This is a genomic window from Pseudomonas pergaminensis (assembly GCF_024112395.2).
GTDB classification, from domain to species: domain Bacteria; phylum Pseudomonadota; class Gammaproteobacteria; order Pseudomonadales; family Pseudomonadaceae; genus Aquipseudomonas; species Aquipseudomonas pergaminensis.
In genome coordinates, this window is sequence record NZ_CP078013.2 from 3,309,888 (window position 1) to 3,328,384 (window position 18,497).

At 61.8% G+C, this 18,497-nt stretch carries 14 protein-coding genes; 11 read left to right on the forward strand and 3 right to left on the reverse strand.

The window, feature by feature from the left end:
• The first annotated feature begins 119 nt into the window (after nucleotides 1-119).
• From KUA23_RS14915 to KUA23_RS14950, 8 genes are all read left to right on the forward strand, one after another.
• Nucleotides 120-1,484 carry an APC family permease gene (locus KUA23_RS14915; protein WP_252992295.1) on the forward strand — a complete coding sequence of 455 codons (1,365 nt, stop codon included), beginning with the start codon at nucleotides 120-122 and terminating at the stop codon, nucleotides 1,482-1,484.
• Between the two features lie 9 nt (nucleotides 1,485-1,493).
• Nucleotides 1,494-2,597 (forward strand): DmpA family aminopeptidase, encoded by a 1,104-nt coding sequence (locus KUA23_RS14920; protein WP_100490687.1) that lies wholly within the window; start codon nucleotides 1,494-1,496, stop codon nucleotides 2,595-2,597.
• Between the two features lie 366 nt (nucleotides 2,598-2,963).
• Entirely contained in the window at nucleotides 2,964-4,397 is a 1,434-nt protein-coding gene (locus KUA23_RS14925) for a serralysin family metalloprotease (RefSeq protein ID WP_078048413.1), read from the forward strand.
• 49 nt (nucleotides 4,398-4,446) lie between these two features.
• Nucleotides 4,447-4,815 carry a protease inhibitor Inh/omp19 family protein gene (locus tag KUA23_RS14930; RefSeq protein WP_078048414.1) on the forward strand — a complete coding sequence of 123 codons (369 nt, stop codon included), beginning with the start codon at nucleotides 4,447-4,449 and terminating at the stop codon, nucleotides 4,813-4,815.
• 103 nt (nucleotides 4,816-4,918) lie between these two features.
• Nucleotides 4,919-6,670 carry a type I secretion system permease/ATPase gene (locus KUA23_RS14935; protein WP_078048415.1) on the forward strand — a complete coding sequence of 584 codons (1,752 nt, stop codon included), beginning with the start codon at nucleotides 4,919-4,921 and terminating at the stop codon, nucleotides 6,668-6,670.
• The gene (locus KUA23_RS14940) at nucleotides 6,667-7,980 is read left to right on the forward strand and encodes an HlyD family type I secretion periplasmic adaptor subunit (protein WP_078048416.1); all 1,314 of its coding nucleotides are present in this window, start codon (nucleotides 6,667-6,669) and stop codon (nucleotides 7,978-7,980) included. The genes KUA23_RS14935 and KUA23_RS14940 overlap by 4 nt, the downstream gene beginning before the upstream one ends.
• Before the next feature lie 2 nt (nucleotides 7,981-7,982).
• The gene (locus KUA23_RS14945; RefSeq protein ID WP_099492015.1) at nucleotides 7,983-9,311 is read left to right on the forward strand and encodes a TolC family outer membrane protein; all 1,329 of its coding nucleotides are present in this window, start codon (nucleotides 7,983-7,985) and stop codon (nucleotides 9,309-9,311) included.
• A gap of 35 nt (nucleotides 9,312-9,346) precedes the next feature.
• A complete protein-coding gene (locus KUA23_RS14950; protein ID WP_346356336.1) occupies nucleotides 9,347-10,756 on the forward strand; it encodes a polyurethane esterase in 1,410 nt (469 codons plus the stop codon).
• Nucleotides 10,757-10,864: 108 nt separating this feature from the next.
• Here the strand turns inward: KUA23_RS14950 and KUA23_RS14955 are convergent, their stop codons facing one another.
• A complete protein-coding gene (locus KUA23_RS14955; protein ID WP_078048419.1) occupies nucleotides 10,865-11,089 on the reverse strand; it encodes a YgdI/YgdR family lipoprotein in 225 nt (74 codons plus the stop codon).
• A gap of 186 nt (nucleotides 11,090-11,275) precedes the next feature.
• On the opposite strand from KUA23_RS14955, the gene KUA23_RS14960 reads away from it, so the two are divergent.
• From KUA23_RS14960 to KUA23_RS14970, 3 genes are all read left to right on the forward strand, one after another.
• Nucleotides 11,276-12,922 carry a VRR-NUC domain-containing protein gene (locus tag KUA23_RS14960; protein WP_252992296.1) on the forward strand — a complete coding sequence of 549 codons (1,647 nt, stop codon included), beginning with the start codon at nucleotides 11,276-11,278 and terminating at the stop codon, nucleotides 12,920-12,922.
• Nucleotides 12,919-15,174, forward strand: coding sequence for an ATP-dependent DNA helicase (locus KUA23_RS14965; protein ID WP_252992297.1), 2,256 nt, complete (start codon nucleotides 12,919-12,921; stop codon nucleotides 15,172-15,174). The genes KUA23_RS14960 and KUA23_RS14965 overlap by 4 nt, the downstream gene beginning before the upstream one ends.
• 80 nt (nucleotides 15,175-15,254) lie before the next feature.
• Nucleotides 15,255-16,187: an alpha/beta fold hydrolase gene (locus KUA23_RS14970; protein ID WP_252992298.1), complete on the forward strand. Its 933-nt coding sequence runs from the start codon at nucleotides 15,255-15,257 to the stop codon at nucleotides 16,185-16,187.
• Here the strand turns inward: KUA23_RS14970 and KUA23_RS14975 are convergent.
• Together KUA23_RS14975 and KUA23_RS14980 are read right to left on the reverse strand one after the other, a co-directional pair.
• Nucleotides 16,150-17,616 (reverse strand): sensor histidine kinase, encoded by a 1,467-nt coding sequence (locus KUA23_RS14975; RefSeq protein ID WP_252992299.1) that lies wholly within the window; start codon nucleotides 17,614-17,616, stop codon nucleotides 16,150-16,152. The two genes, KUA23_RS14970 and KUA23_RS14975, sit on opposite strands and share 38 nt — an antisense overlap.
• Nucleotides 17,613-18,323, reverse strand: a complete 711-nt coding sequence (locus KUA23_RS14980; RefSeq protein ID WP_252992300.1) for a response regulator transcription factor — start codon at nucleotides 18,321-18,323, stop codon at nucleotides 17,613-17,615. Before KUA23_RS14980 ends, KUA23_RS14975 begins: the two co-directional genes overlap by 4 nt.
• Nucleotides 18,324-18,497 lie beyond the last annotated feature (174 nt).

Sequence of the window (18,497 nt, forward strand, 5' to 3'; positions counted from 1 at the left end):
GAATTGGCTGACATAAACGTCGTGTTTATTGTCCTCATCATTCAGCGGGAAACATATCCCGCGATGATCAGATTTTTCGTTTCTGCCTCACACCAAGAACAACGACAGAGGATAACGATATGAGCACTTCCCCCACGCCCGACGGCGTGCTGAAACCCACCTTGAGTGTCTTCGATGTGGTCGCCATTACCGTGTCGGCGGTGACGCCGGCCAGTTCTGTATTCGTCATTGCGCCTTTCGCCATCCAGCAGGCAGGCAGCGGCGTGTTCCTCGCGTTTGTGATGGCCGGTTTACTCGCACTGATGTTTGCCTTTTGCTACGCCGAACTCGGCCGCGCCCACAACAGCGCCGGCGGTGAGTACGTGTACGCCAAGCGTGTGTTCGGTGGCATGGCCGGCTATGCGACGTTTCTCACCGTGCTGGTGATGTTGCTGTTTATCCCGCCGGTACTGGCCACGGGCGCGGCGACCTACCTGAATAACGCCCTCGGCACGACATTCGACTCCCAGACCGTCGCCCTGGTGATCGTGGTGTGCAGTTACGCCCTGGGCATCCTCAACATCAAGCTCAATGCCTGGATCACCGGCACCTGCCTGTTGCTGGAAGTGGCGGCCTTGCTGGTGATCGTGGTGATTGGTTTCGGCAACCCGGTGCAACCGGCCAGCGTGCTGTTCCAACCGCAGATCGTCGAAAACGGCGTGCTGCACCTGGCGCCCTGGGCCCTGGTGATCGGTGCCGTGGGCATCGGCCTGTTTTCCTACAACGGCTACGGCCCGGCGGTGTTGCTCGCCGAGGACATGAAATGCGGCGGCAAAGGCGTGCACAAGGCGGTGCTGTGGTCCCTTGGCCTTGTGGTGGTCATCGAACTGGTGCCAATCACCGCACTGTTGATCGGCGCGCCGTCCCTGAGCGAGATGATCAGCAGCCCGGACCCTATCGGCTACCTGTTGACCAGCCACGGCAATGAAACCTTGTCGCGCCTGGTCAGCGCCGGGATTTTCCTGTCGGTGTTCAATGCGATCGTCGTCATCGTGATCCAGATCGGCCGCGTGGTGTTCAGCAGCGGGCGCGATGCGCTGTGGACGCCGACCGTCAACAAGCTGTTCACGCGTATTCATCCGCGCTGGGATTCGCCGTGGTTGGCTACGCTGTTCCTGGCGATTCCTTCGGCGCTGCTGAGTTTCAGCTCCAACCTGGCCGACCTGACCTCGTTCAGCGTGCTGCTGATCATGCTGGTGTACCTGGTGGTGGCGTTGAGCGCGCTGATGAGCCGGGTGTTGCTGCGTGATCGCGAGCATCCCTATCGCATGCCGCTGTGGCCGCTACCGGCATTGCTCGCAGTACTGGGCGCGGGGTACCTGTTGGTCACCCTGGTGGCCGCCGCGTCGGTGCGGGACATCATGATTATCATCGGCCTGCTGGCAGTGTCGGTGATCCTGTATTGCATCAGTGGCCGGTTGAGTCCGGTCTTCCAGAAATTATAAGGAGTGGTTATGCGCGCACGTCAATTGGGCATTACGTTGGGCCTGGGCACGCCCGGTGAGTGGAACGCCATCACCGACGTGCCAGGTGTCCGGGTCGGGCACAGCACGATCAAGACGCTTATCGACGGCAAGCAGGTGCGTACTGGCGTCAGCGTGATCCAACCGCGTGCTGGCGAGGCACGCCAGCAACCGTGCTTTGCCGGCTATCACGTGCTCAATGGTAATGGCGACGCCACCGGCCTTGAGTGGATCAGCGAAGCGGGGCTGTTGACCACGCCGCTGGCCATCACCAACACCCACAGCATCGGCACGGTACGCGACAGCCTGATCGCCCTGGAGCGCGAGCGCCTGGCGGACCCGGCGGTGTACTGGTGCATGCCGGTGGTGATGGAAACCTATGACGGCCTGCTCAACGATATCTGGGGCCAGCACGTCGGCCCCGAGCACGTGCGTGAAGCGGTGCACAACGCCGAAACGGGACCCGTGCAGGAAGGCGCGGTCGGTGGCGGCACCGGCATGATCTGCCATGAGTTCAAGGGCGGCATCGGCACGGCCTCGCGGCGCTTGCCGGCGGAGCAGGGCGGCTGGACCGTCGGCGTGCTGGTGCAAGCCAACCATGGCAAGCGCCAGGAACTGCGGGTGGATGGCTACCCGGTGGGGCGCCGGCTGATGGAGATTCCCTCGCCATTTGCCGAGCAAGGCACACCGGGCATGGGCTCGATCGTGGTGATCCTGGCCACCGATGCGCCGTTGTTGCCGCACCAATGCCAACGCCTGGCGCAACGCGCATCGATCGGCATCGCCCGGACCGGTGGCGGCACTGAGGACTCCAGCGGCGACCTGTTCCTGGCGTTTGCCACGGGCAACCAGAATTTGCCGCCGGCGGACTACGGGCGCAGGCAGCTGCCCTTCAGCACAGCGTTGCAGATGGTCAACAACGACCATATCTCGCCGTTGTTCAGCGCTGCGGCGGACGCGGTGGAAGAAGCCATTATCAATGCAATCCTGGCCGGGGAGGACATGCTCACCGATCACGGCGTCCTGGTGCCTGGCCTCAAGGGTGACACGTTACTGTCGGCACTTGGCAAGACGGGTTGGAGTGTGTCCCGGTAATAGGGGCCACTTGAAGTTATTAATACAAGTAGTGGCTGTTTAATGTTGCCAATGACACCCTGGCAATATAATGGATCCAATAACTAACAGCGCCGGTCAACTTGATCGGCGTTAGTGCTATTTAATATTTAAATAACTGGGCGTTGTTTTTTGTCGGACAAACGCCACGCTGCCCAACAAACACGGCCTGTAACTTCCCCAAGTTGTAGGTTCGGCGGTTTTTAGTGCTGGAAAAGATGTAGACGAAAGATTTCAAGTTGTGTCAGTTTTCTTACGCCTTCAAAAGAGGCGAGTGATAGGACGATCTCGCCCGCGGGGTTCCTATCGATCAAAGACTGATGCACTTGCAAACAAGGAAGTACGTTTATGTCAAAAGTAAAAGACAAGGCTATCGTGTCGGCGGCGCAAGCCAGCACCGCTTACTCGCAAATCGATAGCTTCAGCCATCTGTATGACCGTGGCGGCAACCTCACGATCAATGGCAAACCCTCCTATACCGTTGACCAGGCGGCCACCCAGCTGCTGCGTGACGGCGCCGCGTACCGGGACTTTGACGGCAACGGCAAGATCGACCTGACCTACACCTTCCTGACGTCGGCCTCTTCGAGCACCATGAACAAACATGGCATCGCAGGCTTCAGCCAGTTCAACGCACAGCAAAAAGCACAGGCCGTACTGGCCATGCAATCCTGGGCGGACGTGGCCAACGTCACCTTCACCGAGAAAGCCACCGGCGGTGACGGCCACATGACCTTTGGCAACTACAGCAGCGGCCAGGACGGCGCGGCCGCCTTCGCCTACCTGCCCGGCACCGGCGCAGGCTACGACGGCACGTCGTGGTACCTGACCAACAACAGCTACACGCCAAACAAGACCCCGGACCTGAACAACTACGGCCGGCAAACCCTGACCCACGAAATCGGCCACACCCTGGGCCTGGCCCACCCTGGCGACTACAACGCCGGGAATGGCAACCCGACCTACAACGACGCGACCTATGGACAGGACACGCGCGGCTACAGCCTGATGAGCTACTGGAGCGAGAGCAACACCAACCAGAACTTCAGCAAAGGCGGGGTCGAGGCTTACGCGTCCGGCCCGCTGATCGACGACATCGCGGCGATCCAGAAGCTCTACGGCGCCAACTACAACACCCGCGCTGGCGACACCACCTACGGCTTCAACTCCAACACCGGGCGTGATTTCCTCAGCGCCACCTCCAATGCCGACAAGCTGGTGTTCTCGGTGTGGGACGGTGGTGGCAACGACACCCTGGACTTCTCCGGCTTCACCCAGAACCAGAAGATCAACCTCAATGAAGCGTCGTTCTCCGACGTTGGCGGCCTGGTGGGCAACGTGTCCATTGCCAAGGGCGTGACCATCGAGAACGCCTTCGGCGGCGCGGGCAATGACTTGATCATTGGCAACAACGCGGCCAACGTCATCAAGGGTGGGGCCGGCAACGACCTGATCTACGGCGGCGGCGGGGCGGACCAACTGTGGGGCGGCGCGGGCAACGACACCTTTGTGTTCGGTGCCAGCTCCGATTCCAAGCCTGGGGCTGCGGACAAGATCTTTGACTTTACCTCGGGTTCGGACAAGATCGACCTGTCCGGTATCACCAAGGGTGCAGGCCTGACCTTCGTCAATGCCTTCACCGGGCATGCCGGCGATGCTGTGCTGACCTACGCCGCAGGTACCAACCTGGGCACCTTGGCAGTGGACTTCTCCGGTCACGGCGTGGCGGATTTCCTCGTCACTACCGTCGGCCAGGCAGCGGTCAGCGACATCGTGGCGTGATGCACGGGCGCGGCGCTTCGGCGCCGCGCTTTACGGCTGGAGCAGCAAGATGCAGCGTTTTTTCACTTTGATCATTTGCATCGTGCAGGTGATGTTCGTGTCGGCAGGAGCCCACGCAATGGCGAGCAGTCTCGTATTACCCACCACCGCCCAGTTGGCCGGGCATTGGCAGTTGCACCAGCAGGGCCAAGTGTGCGCGCTGGACCTGTTGGAGCAGGCCAATGCCTTGGGCGGTGATGTGGCGTGCGTCGCGCAATGGTTGGGCGACAAGCCCCTGACCTGGACCCCAACACCGGACGGGATCTGGTTGATGAACGCCGAAGGCAGTGGCATTACCCACCTCAACCGGCAGAAGGAAGGCGAATATAAAGGGCGCACGCCCACTGGCCTGGAAGTTGTATTGCAACGTACACCTTAGTTGCGGTTATAAGCCGATCACTTGATTTTATTAGTTGACCGCTCCGTGCATCGGGGCTGGGGCAACTATTGCGCGTAATTTGCTTCAGGGAAGATAAAAAGCCATGGCGAAGTCCCATGCCGTCGCGCCGTTATTCAAGGCGCTGGGTGAATACAAAGGTATTTTGATCAGTGTGGGCTGTTTCACTGCATTGATTAACCTGCTGATGCTGGTGCCGTCGATTTACATGCTGCAAGTGTACGACCGCGTGCTGTCCTCCCAGAATGAAACCACCCTGGTGATGTTGACGCTGATGGTCGTGGGCTTCTTTGCCTTTATAGGCCTGTTGGAAGTGATCCGCAGTTTTATCGTGATCCGTATTGGCAGCCAGTTGGAGCGGCGCTTCAACTTGCGCGTCTACAAAGCCGCGTTTGAACGCAACCTGCAACGCGGCCAGGGGCACGCCGGACAGTCCCTGGGCGACTTGACCCACATCCGCCAGTTCATCACGGGGCCTGCGCTGTTCGCGTTTTTCGACGCGCCGTGGTTTCCCATCTACCTGTTTGTGATTTTCCTGTTCAACGTATGGCTGGGCGTGTTGGCCACGGCGGGTGCCGTGCTGCTGATCGGGCTGGCGTGCCTGAATGAATACCTGACCAAAAAACCGTTGGGCGAAGCCAGCGGTTACTCCCAGCAATCCACGCAATTGGCCACCAGCCACTTGCACAACGCCGAAACCATCCAGGCCATGGGCATGCTCGGCGCGCTGCGCAGCCGCTGGTTTGCCGTGCACTCGCAGTTCCTCGGCCTGCAGAACGCGGCCAGCGATACCGGTTCGGTGATCACTTCCCTGAGCAAGTCCCTGCGCCTGTGCCTGCAGTCGTTGGTGCTGGGCCTGGGCGCACTGCTGGTGATCAGGGGCGACATGACTGCCGGGATGATGATCGCCGGCTCCATCCTGATGGGCCGGGTGTTGAGCCCCATCGACCAGTTGATTGCGGTGTGGAAGCAATGGAGTTCGGCGAAGCTGGCCTATCAACGCCTGGATGACTTGCTGCGTGAGTTTCCCCCGGAAGTCGAGCAGATGAAGCTGCCGGCGCCCAAGGGCCAGGTCAGTTTCGAGCAGGTCAGTGCCGGCCCGCCGGGGCGGCGTATGGCGACATTGCACCAGGTCAGCTTCAACCTGGGTGCTGGTGAAGTACTGGGTGTGCTCGGCGCGTCGGGCTCCGGCAAATCGACCCTGGCCCGTGTGCTGGTGGGGGTATGGCCGACGCTGGCCGGCACCGTGCGCCTGGACGGTGCCGACATTCACCGCTGGGATCGCGACGACCTTGGCCCGCATATCGGCTACCTGCCCCAGGACATCGAGCTGTTCAGCGGAAGCATTGCCGACAATATCGCGCGCTTTCGCGATGCCGACCCCGAGCAGGTGGTGCGTGCCGCGCAGCAGGCCGGCGTGCATGAACTGATCCTGCGCCTGCCCCAGGGCTACGACACGGTGCTTGGCGACAACGGCGGCGGCCTGTCCGGCGGCCAGAAACAACGCGTAGCCCTGGCCCGCGCGCTGTATGGCGGGCCACGCCTGATCGTGCTGGATGAGCCCAATTCGAACCTCGACACCGTCGGCGAGGCCGCCCTGGCCAGCGCCATCGTGCAGATGAAAGCCCAGGGCAGCAGCGTGGTGCTGGTGACCCATCGCTCCTCGGCGCTGGCCCAGGCCGACAAGCTGCTGGTGCTCAGCGACGGGCATCTGCAGGCGTTCGGGCCCAGCCAGGAAGTACTGCGGGCATTGTCCGGTCAGCAGGAGGCGCCGAAGGAAAAACCCGGCGTGAGTTTCAGTCGTCAGTACCAGGCCGGAAGGAATCCAGGCGCATGAGCAGCATCACTGTTGAACCACGCTTCAAAGAGCGCGACGCCCGGTTTTTTGCGCGCATGGGTTGGCTGCTGACGCTGGTCGGTGCCGGTGGGTTTTTCCTGTGGGCCAGCCTGGCGCCCTTGGACCAAGGCATTCCGGTCCAGGGCACGGTGGTGGTGTCGGGCAAGCGCAAGGCTGTGCAGACCTTGAGCCCTGGCGTGGTCAGCCGGATTCTGGTGAAGGAGGGCGAGCATGTGAAACAGGGCCAGCCGCTGTTTCGTCTCGACCAGACCCAGCACCAGGCCGACGTGCAGTCCCTGCAGGCCCAGTACCGCATGGCCTGGGCCAGCGTGGCACGCTGGCAAAGCGAACGGGATAACCACACCAGCATCCGCTTTCCCGCTGAACTGAGCGCCAATCCCGACCCGGCCCTGGCGTTGGTGCTTGAAGGCCAGCGCCAGTTGTTCAGCAGCCGTCGCGAAGCCTTTGCCCGCGAGCAGGCCGGCATCCGCGCGAATATCGACGGCGCCACGGCGCAGCTGGGCGGCATGCGCCGTGCCCGCAGTGACCTCACCGCCCAGGCGCAATCCCTGCGCGACCAACTGAGCAACCTGCAGCCCTTGGCGGACAACGGCTACATCCCGCGTAACCGGCTGATGGAGTACCAGCGCCAGTTGTCCCAGGTGCAGCAGGACTTGGCGCAAAACACCGGGGAAAGTGGCCGCGTCGAGCAGGGCATTCTTGAATCGCGTCTGAAATTGCAACAGCACAGCGAGGAATACCAGAAGGAAGTGCGCAGCCAACTGGCCGACGCGCAACTGCGCAGCCTGACCCTGGAACAGCAACTCACCTCCGCCGGGTTCGACCTGCAACACAGCGAAATCAATGCCCCGGCAGACGGCATCGCGGTCAATCTCAGTGTGCACACCGAGGGCGCCGTGGTGCGCGCCGGTGAAACCTTGCTGGAAATCGTGCCCCAGGGCACACGCCTGGAGGTGGAAGGGCACTTGCCGGTGCACTTGGTGGACAAGGTTGGCACGCACCTGCCAGTCGACATCCTGTTCACCGCCTTCAACCAGAGCCGCACCCCTCGGGTACCGGGGGAGGTCAGCCTGATTTCCGCCGACCAGATGCTCGACGAAAAGACCGGCGCGCCCTATTACGTGCTGCGCACCACGGTCAGCGACGCCGCGCTGGAAAAACTCCACGGCCTGGTGATCAAGCCCGGTATGCCCGCCGAGATGTTCGTGCGCACCGGCGAGCGCTCGTTGCTCAACTATCTGTTCAAGCCGCTGCTCGACCGCGCCGGCTCCGCGTTGACCGAGGAATAGACATGAAACCTGTGTTTATCGCCTTGTTGTTGAGCTGCTCCACCGCCCAGGCGGCCATGGGCCCGTTCGATGTGTACGAACAGGCCTTGCGTAATGACCCGGTATTCCTCGGCGCCATCAAGGAGCGCGACGCCGGCCTGGAAAACCGCGCCATTGGCCGCGCCGGCCTGCTGCCCAAGCTGTCCTACAACTACAACAAGGGTCGCAACAACTCCCAGGCCACCTTGCCGGACGGGCGCGGAGGCACTTATCACGACGACCGCAACTACAACAGCTACGGTTCCACGTTCAGCCTGCAACAGCCGCTGTTCGACTACGAGGCTTACGCCAACTACCGCAAGGGCGTGGCCCAGGCGCTGTTTGCCGATGAGAGCTTTCGCGACAAGAGCCAGGCGCTGCTGGTGCGGGTGTTGAGCTATTACACCCAGGCGCTGTTTGCCCAGGACCAGATCGATATCGCTCGCGCCAAGAAAAAGGCGTTCGAGCAACAGTTCCAGCAGAACCGGCATTTGTTCCAGCAAGGCGAGGGGACCCGCACGGACATTCTCGAAGCCGAATCGCGCTACGAACTGGCCACCGCCGAAGAGATCCAGGCGCTGGATGAGCAGGATGCGTCTTTGCGCGAACTGGGCGCCTTGATCGGCGTGCAAAGCGTCAACATCGATGACCTGGCACCGCTGAACCAGGGTTTTGCCGCGTTCGCCCTGACCCCGGCCAACTACGACACCTGGCATGAACTGGCGATCAGCAACAACCCCACGCTGGCGTCCCAGCGCCAGGCCCTGGAAGTGGCGCGCTATGAAGTGGAGCGCAACCGCGCCGGGCACTTGCCCAAGGTCACCGCATATGCCAGCTCGCGTCAGCAGGAGTCGGACAGCGGCAACACCTACAACCAGCGCTATGACACCAACACCATCGGCGTCGAAGTCAGCCTGCCGCTGTATGCCGGGGGCGGCATCTCGGCGTCGACCCGCCAGGCCAGCCGTGCCATGGAGCAGGCCGAGTACGAGCTTGAAGGCAAGACCCGCGAAACCCTGATCGAGCTGCGTCGACAGTTCAGCGCGTGTCTGTCGGGGGTGAGCAAGCTGAGGGCGTATCAGAAGGCCCTGGTGTCGGCGGAGGCGCTGGTGGTGTCGACCAAGCAAAGCATCCTGGGCGGGGAGCGGGTCAACCTTGATGCACTGAACGCCGAGCAGCAGTTGTACAGCACTCGACGTGATCTCGCGCAGGCGCGGTATGACTACTTGATGGCGTGGACCAAGTTGCATTACTACGCGGGCAACCTGCGCGATACCGATTTGGCCAAGGTGGATGAGGCGTTTGGGCGTTGATTGTGGGGTTTGACAACAATAAGAGAGGGATCGATATGGGTGTATTTGACTATAAAAACCTCGGCAGCGAGGGCTCTAAGGCCTTGTTTGCGGATGCGATGGCGATCACGTTGTACAGCTATCACAACCTGGATAACGGTTTTGCCGTGGGTTATCAGCACAATGGCCTGGGGCTGGGATTGCCGGCCACGTTGGTCGGGGCATTGCTGGGCAGCACGGATTCCCAGGGCGTGATCCCGGGCATCCCGTGGAACCCGGATTCGGAAAAAGCGGCATTGGACGCGGTGCAAAAGGCCGGCTGGACGCCGATCAGCGCCAGTGCCCTGGGCTATGGCGGCAAGGTCGATGCGCGGGGTACGTTTTTCGGCGAGAAGGCGGGCTACACCACCGCCCAGGTCGAGGTGCTGGGCAAGTACGATGACGCTGGCAAATTGCTGGGAGTCGGCATCGGATTTCGCGGCACATCCGGGCCTCGGGAGACCTTGATCAGCGACTCCATCGGCGACCTGGTCAGCGACTTGCTCGCGGCGCTAGGGCCCAAGGACTATGCGAAGAATTACGTGGGCGAGGCCTTTGGCGGCTTGCTCAAGAACGTGGCTGACTACGCCAGCGCCCATGGCTTGAGCGGCAAGGATGTGGTGGTCAGCGGCCATAGCCTGGGCGGCCTCGCGGTCAATAGCATGGCGGACCTGAGTACCGATAAGTGGGCCGGCTTCTACAAGGATGCCAACTACGTGGCCTACGCATCGCCCACCCAGAGCGCCGGCGACAAGGTGCTCAATATCGGCTACGAGAACGACCCGGTATTCCGTGCGCTGGATGGCTCATCGTTCAACCTGTCGTCACTGGGCGTGCACGACAAACCCCATGAGTCGACCACCGACAATATCGTCAGCTTCAACGACCACTACGCCTCGACGCTGTGGAATGTGCTGCCGTTTTCCATCGTCAACCTGCCGACCTGGGTCTCGCACCTGCCCACCGGCTATGGCGATGGCATGACGCGCATTCTCGAATCGGGCTTTTATGAGCAGATGACCCGTGACTCCACGGTGATCGTCGCCAACCTGTCAGACCCGGCGCGGGCCAACACCTGGGTGCAGGACCTCAACCGCAACGCCGAGCCGCACAAAGGCAATACCTTCATCATTGGCAGTGACGGCAATGACTTGATCCAGGGCGGGAAGGGCGCGGACTTTATCGAAGGCGGCAAGGGCAATGACACGATCCGTGATAACAGCGGGCATAACACCTTTTTGTTCAGCGGGCACTTTGGCCAGGACCGAGTGATCGGGTACCAGTCGACGGACACGTTGGTGTTCAAAGGGGTGGAGGGGAGTTTGGATTACCGTGAGTACGGCGGGGATACGGTGATCAGTGTTGGGGGGGATTCGGTGACGTTGGTGGGCGTGAGTGGAGGGTTGGGCGAGGTGGTGATCGTGTAGGGCTGGAATGGGCGGGCTTTCTGCGGCGGTGGGGCGATTTTGATGGGGCTGCTGCGCAGCCCAGCGCGGGGCAAGCCCGCTCACCACAGCAAGCCCGCTTCGGGGGGATCAGTTTTCCTGGCGCACGGTGGCCACGTCGTCGGCCTTGACCCGTACACGCTTGCCGGCGATATCGGTGAATTCGTAAAAGCCGTCGGCGGTCTTGGTTTTTGGGGTGTCCTTGGTCAAATACTGCGTGCCGTTTTGCAGTGTCACTACGGTTTGCGTTGCGCAACCGGCCAATACCAGAAAAGTGAGTGCAACCAGTGGCAGCCCCAAATTCTTCATGTTCATAACCCTTACCTTAACCTTGAAAAGTCCCACGCCAGAGGCCGCGGGCAACAAATGTTACGCCATCAACTCCCCCATCTGATCACTTTTATGCAAAAAGTTGCAGGCGCCATTTATCTGTTACCGATTGCAACCTGGCATTGGCGACGGCACTCTGTATGCATAACCAGTATTTGATCGCTGCGCACCATGGCCAATCCCCTCGAAGAACCGCTCTATTACCTGCATAACTTCCGCCAGGTCCTGCAATGGCTGGGGCAGCGCTATGCAGACTTGCTCGATGCTGACGAAGCGCATTTCATTCAGCAATTTGACAGGTTGCCGCAAGCGTCACAGGCGTTGTTGGTGCGCATGGTGATGCGCAAAGGTGTGCATTTTCGTGCGGGCAAGCTCAATTACCTGGAGATCGGTTGCCCCCATGCGGCAGCTGAGCCACTGCTGGCCCTGGGCTGGGTGGATAACGAATGCCTGCTGGCCTTTGAAGAGCTGTTCGCCTTGCTGCAAAAAGGCGAGCTGCTCGCAGCGTTCAAGCCCTGGATCGACCAGCCCAAGGGTAAGAAAGCCGATTGGCTGGCAGGGTTGTCGGCGCACTTCACCGACAGCCGCTGCTTTGCCAACTGGTGCCCTGATCTGGCCGACACGTTGTACAGCCTCACCGTGATGGAACTGTGCGATCGCCTGCGCTTGATGTTCTTTGGCAACCTGCATCAGGACTGGTCCGAATTCGTGCTGGCGGACCTGGGCATCTACACCTACGAAAAAGTCGAGTTCTGCGCCGAATCCCGGGGTTTGCGCAGCCGTGACGACGTGCTGGGCTTTCTGTTCCTGCACCAGTGCCAGCAGGCCTTTGAAACCGGTGACGCACTGGAGGCGGTATTGGCCCAGGTTGCAACGCTGCAAACTGATAACCCTTGGCTGGAAAAACGCCGGGCCAAGCTATTGTTCCAGGTGGGCCAATATTGCGAGCGCACGGCCGAATTGGCGCTGGCGGAACGCATCTATCGCACCTGTGCCCACCCCGGCGCCCGCTCACGGTTGATCCGCGTGCTGGAACGCCAGGAGGACTACGTGCAAGCCATGGCCCTGGCGAACACCGCCCAACAAGCCCCGGAAAGCGCCGCCGAACAGCAGCACCTGCTGCGCGTGATGCCACGCCTGCGACGCAAACTGGGCGAGCCGGCCTTGCCCAAGGTCAAGCCCCGGCCCGTCACGCGCCTGGACCTGGACCTCGCGCTCCCGGAACCTTTAATGTCGGTGGAATACTGCGTGCAGGCGCACCTCAGCGAGCCCGATGGGCCGGTGCACTACGTTGAAAATGGGCTGATCAATTCGCTGTTCGGCCTGCTGTGCTGGGACGTGATCTTTGCCCCCTTGCCGGGATCGTTTTTTCACCCGTTCCAACGCGGGCCGGCGGATTTGCACAGCGAAGACTTCCACCCGCGCCGCGCGCCACTGTTCGCCGCCTGTTTCGAGCAACTGCAGGACGAGCGCTACAAAGCCACCATCCGCCAGCGCTACAGCGAAAAGTGGGGGATCCAGTCGCCCTTCGTGTTCTGGAACTTGCTCAGCGAAGACCTGCTGGAACAGGCCCTGGCCTGTCTGCCCGCCGAACACCTGCGCTACTGGTTTGAACGGCTGCTGCTGGACATCCGCGCCAACCGCGCCGGCATGCCGGATTTGATCCAGTTCTGGCCGGCACAAAAGACCTACCGCATGATCGAGGTCAAGGGCCCCGGCGATCGCCTGCAAGACAACCAATTGCGCTGGCTGGAGTTCTGTGGCGAATACCAGATGCCGGTGACCGTCTGCTATGTGCGCTGGGCAGCGTCCGCTTGAGCTACAGCGTTGCCGTGCGTGCGCTGTGTGAATTCACGGCCAAGGTCGGTGACCTCGACCTGCGCTTCACGCCGTCGCCCAGCGCCCAGGAAGGCATTGTCGGCCATCGCACCGTCGCCTCACGGCGCAGCCAGCACTACCAGAATGAAGTGGCGCTCGAGGGTGTGTATCAGCAGTTGACGGTGCGGGGCAGGGCAGACGGCTACGACCCGGACGCCAACCGCCTGGAAGAAGTGAAGACCTATCGCGGCGACCTCGACGCCCAGCCCGCCAACCATCGGCAACTGCATTGGGCCCAGGTCAAAGTGTATGGCTGGTTGATGTGCCAGAAACTCGGTCTTTCCGAGATCGACCTGGCGCTGGTGTACTTCGATATCGTCGGCGAAGGCGAGACGCTGCTCAACCAACGCTTCCACGCCAGTGAACTGGAGCCGTTCTTCAATCAGCAATGCGCGCTGTTCCTCGGTTGGGCCCAGCAGGAAATGGCGCACCGCGAAGCGCGCAACAGCGCCGCGCAGACCCTGTCGTTCCCCCATGCCGGCTTCCGCCCTGGCCAGCGCTCGCTTGCCGAAACGGTGTACAAGGCCGTCAGCACCGGCCGCTGCCTGATGGCCCAGGCGCCTACCGGCATCGGCAAGACCATCGGCACGATTTTCCCCTTGCTCAAGGCCCTGACGCCCCAGCAACTGGACAAGCTGTTCTTCCTCACCGCCAAGACCCCCGGCCGCAAACTCGCCCTGGATGCTGCCGACGTGCTGTATGCCAGCAGCCCCAACCTGCCACTGCGCGTGCTGGAGTTGGTGGCGCGGGACAAAGCCTGCGAACACCTCGACAAAGCCTGTCACGGTGACTCCTGCCCCTTGGCCAAGGGTTTCTACGACCGTTTGCCCGCCGCACGTATCGCCGCGTCCAAGGTGCGCCTGCTCGACCAGCGCAACCTGCGCGACGTCGCCCTGGCCCATGACGTCTGCCCCTATTACCTGAGCCAGGAAATGGCGCGCTGGGCCGATCTGGTGGTCGCCGACTACAACTACTATTTCGACTTTGGCGCCATGCTGTTCGGCCTGGCCCAGCTCAATCAATGGCGGGCGGCGGTGCTGGTGGACGAGGCACACAACCTGGTCGAACGGGCCCGCGCGATGTACAGCGCCAGTCTTGACCAGTACCACCTCAAGACTCTGCGCGACGCCGCCCCCGAGCCGTTGAAGAAACCCTTGCAGCGCCTCAACCGTGAGTGGAACGCCCTGCACAAGGACCAGCTCGCGCCCTACCAGGCCTATGCTGCCCGCCCGGAAAAACTGCTGCAGGCCTTGAGCCTGTGCGCCAGCAGCATGGGCGAATATTTCAATGACCATCCCGAGTCACTGAGTGGCGACCTGCAAGCCTTCTATTTCGACGTGCTGCAATTTGCCAAAGTCGCCGAGCTGTTCAATGAACACTTCATCTTCGATATCAGCAAGCGTCAGCTCAGTGGCAAGCGCAGCAGCTCGACCCTGTGCCTGCGCAACGTGGTGCCTGCCGAATTCATCCGCCCACGATTGACCGCTGCCCGCAGCAGCGTGCTGTTTTCCGCAACCCTGAGCCCGCGGCATTACTACGCCGACTTGCTGGGCTTGCCGGCCGACACGGCATGGGTCGATGTGGAGTCACCGTTCAAGGCCGAGCAATTGCAGGTGCGTATCGTCGATGAAATCTCCACGCGTTTCGTGCATCGCCATGCCTCCCTGGAACCCATCGTTGAGCTGATCGCCCGCCAGTACACCGGGCAGCCTGGCAACTACCTGGCGTTCTTCTCAAGCTTTGATTACCTGCAACAAGTGGCGCAGTTGCTGGCCGAGCGACATCCGCAGATCACACGGTGGCAGCAGTCACGCGGCATGGCCGAAGCCGAGCGCCAGGCGTTTCTCGACCAATTCACCGAACACAGCCAGGGCATTGGTTTTGCTGTGCTCGGCGGCGCCTTCGGCGAAGGCATCGACCTGCCCGGCGCCCGCTTGATCGGCGCCTTCATCGCCACCCTCGGTTTGCCCCAACTCAACCCGGTCAATGAGCAGATGAAACTGCGCATGGGCGCGATATTCGGTGCAGGCTACGACTACACCTACCTGTACCCCGGCATTCAGAAGGTGGTACAGGCCGCGGGCAGGGTGATCCGCAGCCAGCAGGACCGTGGCGTGGTGATGTTGATCGATGACCGCTTCGGCGAAGCGCGGGTACGCCAGTTGTTGCCACGCTGGTGGGCGGTTGCATGAGTTATTCCCGCCATCAATGATGCTGGTGGCCCTGTGAGCAATGCCGCACGCTGGGCAAAACCTTCGAAAAGGTTATGCCCATGAGCCCGCAATTAATCCTCGTCAACGGTATTGAGTTAAGCGTCCACATAGCGGGCCCCGAACACGGCTCGCCGATTTGGCTGCTGCACGGTTTTCCGGAGTGCTGGCATTCCTGGCGCGAGCAGATTCCTGCCCTGGCGGCGGCAGGCTATCGGGTGTTTGCCCCGGAAATGCGCGGCTACGGCCAGTCAAGTTCGCCGGCAGAAGTTGCCGACTATGATTTGCTGACGCTGTGTGGCGATATCCAGCAGGCCATGGACCATTTTGGCCATGCGCAGGTGGTGATGGTCGGCCACGACTGGGGCGCGGTCGTGGCCTGGCACCTGGCGTTGCTCGAACCTGAGCGGGTCACGCGCTTGATCACAATGTCGGTGCCTTTCGCCGGGCGCGCACGGCGGCCGGTGATTGAAATCATGCGCGAGCTGTACGCCGACCGCTTCAACTACATCCTGTATTTCCAGGAACCGGGCGTAGCCGAACAGGAATTGAACGCCGATGTCGAGCGTACCTTGCGCCTGTTCATGCAGGACCAGGATGTGTTCCTGCAAAGCAAACCGGCGAACGCCAGGCTGCTTGAAGGCGTCGCAGCCCCCGGCGCCTTGCCGCAGTGGTGTTCCCAGGCGGATTTGGATATCTACGTGCAAACCTTCGCCGAGCATGGGTTTCGCGGCCCGCTGAACTGGTACCGCAACTTCGAGCGCAACTGGCAACGCAGCGAACGCCTGGCGGGCAGGCAGGTGCTGCAACCCACGCTGTTCCTGATCGGCGACCGCGACCCGGTGGGGGTTTTCGAAGCCCACACGCTCAAGCGCATGCCTGACTCAGTGCCCAAGCTTGAGCAGCACGTGCTGCCCAACTGCGGGCACTGGATCCAGAACGAGCAGGGGCAGCGGGTCAACGCGCTGATGCTCGGGTTTCTAGGGAAAACTTGAAGGTTGCCCCCCGACCCGGTTGATCCACCAGGCGAATGCTGCGCCCGTGCAGTTGCAGGATACGGTGCACGATGCGCAAGCCCAGGCCGCCGTCACGGCGGGCGCCGCCGATAGTGAACGCGCGCAGGAACAGGCCTTCGCGCAGTTCCGCGTCGATGCCCGGGCCGCTGTCGCTGACCGTGACGGCCACGGCGTTGGTTTCGGGCGACAGGATGACTTCGATTTCGCCGTTGACCGGCGTATGACGCAGCGCATTATCCAGCAGGTTGGTGAGCACCCGCTCGATCAGGCCCAGGTCAGCGAACACGGTGGGCACCTGCGGTGGCAGGGTGGCGGTGAGCGAGATGGCGCGTGCTTCGGCGGTCAATTCGAATTTCTGGAAGATGTCTTGCACCAGGTCCGGCAATGAAAAGCCTTCGATCACCGGCTGTACAAAGCCATGCTCCAGGCGCACCAACTCCAGCAACGACTGGGCGAGGCCGCCGACTTTGCGGCTCTGGTCGAGAGCGATGCCGAGGTAGCGGCGACGTTCCTCTGGGCTCAGGCTCGCGTCCTTGAGTGACAGGGTTTCCAGGTAGCCATGCAACGAGGCCAACGGTGTGCGCAGGTCATGGGAGATATTCGCGACCATTTCCCGACGTTCCTGATCCTGGTGGGTGATGGCGCGCCATTGCTCGCCCAGGCGGTTCTCCATCTGCACGAAGGCGTGGTCGAGTACGGCAATTTCATCGCCGCTGTTCAGTTCGGTCGCAATCGGCTCGGCCGGTTTGGGCGCGCCGTTGATGTCGAACTGGCCGACTTTGTCGGTGAGCTGGCGCAACGGCCGGGTGATCCAGGCAAATGCGATCAGGCCGGCCATCAGGCAGAGCAGGGCGACCAGGCCGATGGACCAGAGTGCAATCTTCAACGCCATGCCGGTGGCATCCTTGGCGTCATACACGTCATGGGCTTCACCGAGCAGCACCACATACAGAAAGCCGGCCTGCTGGCCGCCGACCTTGAGCGGTGCCGCGCTGAAGACCTTGCGCCCATCGACGCTGCGCGGGTCGTCACCGAGGATCGGTAGCATCGCGCCGCTGAGAAAGCGCCGAATCGGCGTCAGGTCCACCTGGTCACGCAGCACATGCCCCTTGGGTGCGGCGTTGCCGACCACACGGCCGTCGATGTCGAGCAGGTACACCTCGACGCTGGGGTTGACCAGCATCAGCTGGCTGAACAGGTTGCGCACCGCGTCGGGCTTGAGGCCGTCGGCGTCCATCAGTTGGGTGTCGCGGGCAATATGCGCTGCCAGGTCGCGGGACAGGCCTTGCACCACTTCCAGTTCGTGCATGTGGTTGGAGCGCACTTGCAGCCAGGCCGAGGTGCCGCAGCAAATCAGCAGTAATACGGCGAACACCACCGACAGGCGCTGGGTCAGGCTGAGTTTCATGGCGGGCTCTCGGCAAACTTGTAGCCACGGCCCCACACCGTGAGGATGCGTGCCGGGTTGGCCGGGTCAATTTCAACCTTGGCGCGCAGGCGGTTGATGTGGGTGTTGACCGTGTGTTCATACCCTTCGTGGCTGTAGCCCCACACCGCGTTGAGCAGGTCCATGCGCGAAAACACTTTGCCCGGCTGCCGCGCGAAGAAGTACAGCAGGTCGAATTCCCGTGGGGTGAGGTCCAGGCGCTGGCCTTGCAGGGTGGCGTCGCGGGTCAGCGGGTTGATGAACAATGGGCCGAGGTCGAGGCTGCCGGCGTCCATTTTCAGGTTGCGTGCCATGGCGTCCACACGGCGCAACAGCGCCTTCACGCGGGCCACCAGTTCCGGCATGGAGAATGGCTTGGCCAGGTAATCATCCGCGCCCAGCTCCAGGCCGAGGATGCGGTGCAATTCGCTGGAGCGTGCACTGGTGATGATGATCGGCGTGTAGCGCGTCATGGCGCGGGCGCGTCGGCAGATTTCCAGGCCATCGACGCCGGGCAGCATCAGGTCGAGGATCAGCGCATCCCAGCCACCTTGCTCCAGCAGGCGCAGGCCTTCGTTGCCGTCGGCACTGTGCACCACCTCGAACTGTTCATCACGCAAGTGCAGGCAGATGAGGTCGGCAATATGGGCATCGTCCTCGACCACCAGGACACGTTTGGGCTGATCCATGTAGATAAACCTTCGCTTGTAGTCCGCGCATTGTGCGGGTTTTGCCACCGTGTAGTTATCACGAATTGTTTAACTCTGCGTGAGGATTCCGCGACCGTCTTACGAGCATGATCGCCTCATTGGTAACGGTAAGCACCTCTCATGTGGTGAGCGAGCAAGCTCGCTCACCACAGG

Coding starts and splice junctions, on each gene's coding strand:
- KUA23_RS14915 (WP_252992295.1), top strand. CDS start 120: ATGAGCACTTCCCCCACGCCCGACGGCGTGCTGAAACCCACCTTGAGT.
- KUA23_RS14920 (WP_100490687.1), top strand. CDS start 1,494: ATGCGCGCACGTCAATTGGGCATTACGTTGGGCCTGGGCACGCCCGGT.
- KUA23_RS14925 (WP_078048413.1), top strand. CDS start 2,964: ATGTCAAAAGTAAAAGACAAGGCTATCGTGTCGGCGGCGCAAGCCAGC.
- KUA23_RS14930 (WP_078048414.1), top strand. CDS start 4,447: ATGCAGCGTTTTTTCACTTTGATCATTTGCATCGTGCAGGTGATGTTC.
- KUA23_RS14935 (WP_078048415.1), top strand. CDS start 4,919: ATGGCGAAGTCCCATGCCGTCGCGCCGTTATTCAAGGCGCTGGGTGAA.
- KUA23_RS14940 (WP_078048416.1), top strand. CDS start 6,667: ATGAGCAGCATCACTGTTGAACCACGCTTCAAAGAGCGCGACGCCCGG.
- KUA23_RS14945 (WP_099492015.1), top strand. CDS start 7,983: ATGAAACCTGTGTTTATCGCCTTGTTGTTGAGCTGCTCCACCGCCCAG.
- KUA23_RS14950 (WP_346356336.1), top strand. CDS start 9,347: ATGGGTGTATTTGACTATAAAAACCTCGGCAGCGAGGGCTCTAAGGCC.
- KUA23_RS14955 (WP_078048419.1), bottom strand. CDS start 11,089: ATGAACATGAAGAATTTGGGGCTGCCACTGGTTGCACTCACTTTTCTG.
- KUA23_RS14960 (WP_252992296.1), top strand. CDS start 11,276: ATGGCCAATCCCCTCGAAGAACCGCTCTATTACCTGCATAACTTCCGC.
- KUA23_RS14970 (WP_252992298.1), top strand. CDS start 15,255: ATGAGCCCGCAATTAATCCTCGTCAACGGTATTGAGTTAAGCGTCCAC.
- KUA23_RS14975 (WP_252992299.1), bottom strand. CDS start 17,616: ATGAAACTCAGCCTGACCCAGCGCCTGTCGGTGGTGTTCGCCGTATTA.
- KUA23_RS14980 (WP_252992300.1), bottom strand. CDS start 18,323: ATGGATCAGCCCAAACGTGTCCTGGTGGTCGAGGACGATGCCCATATT.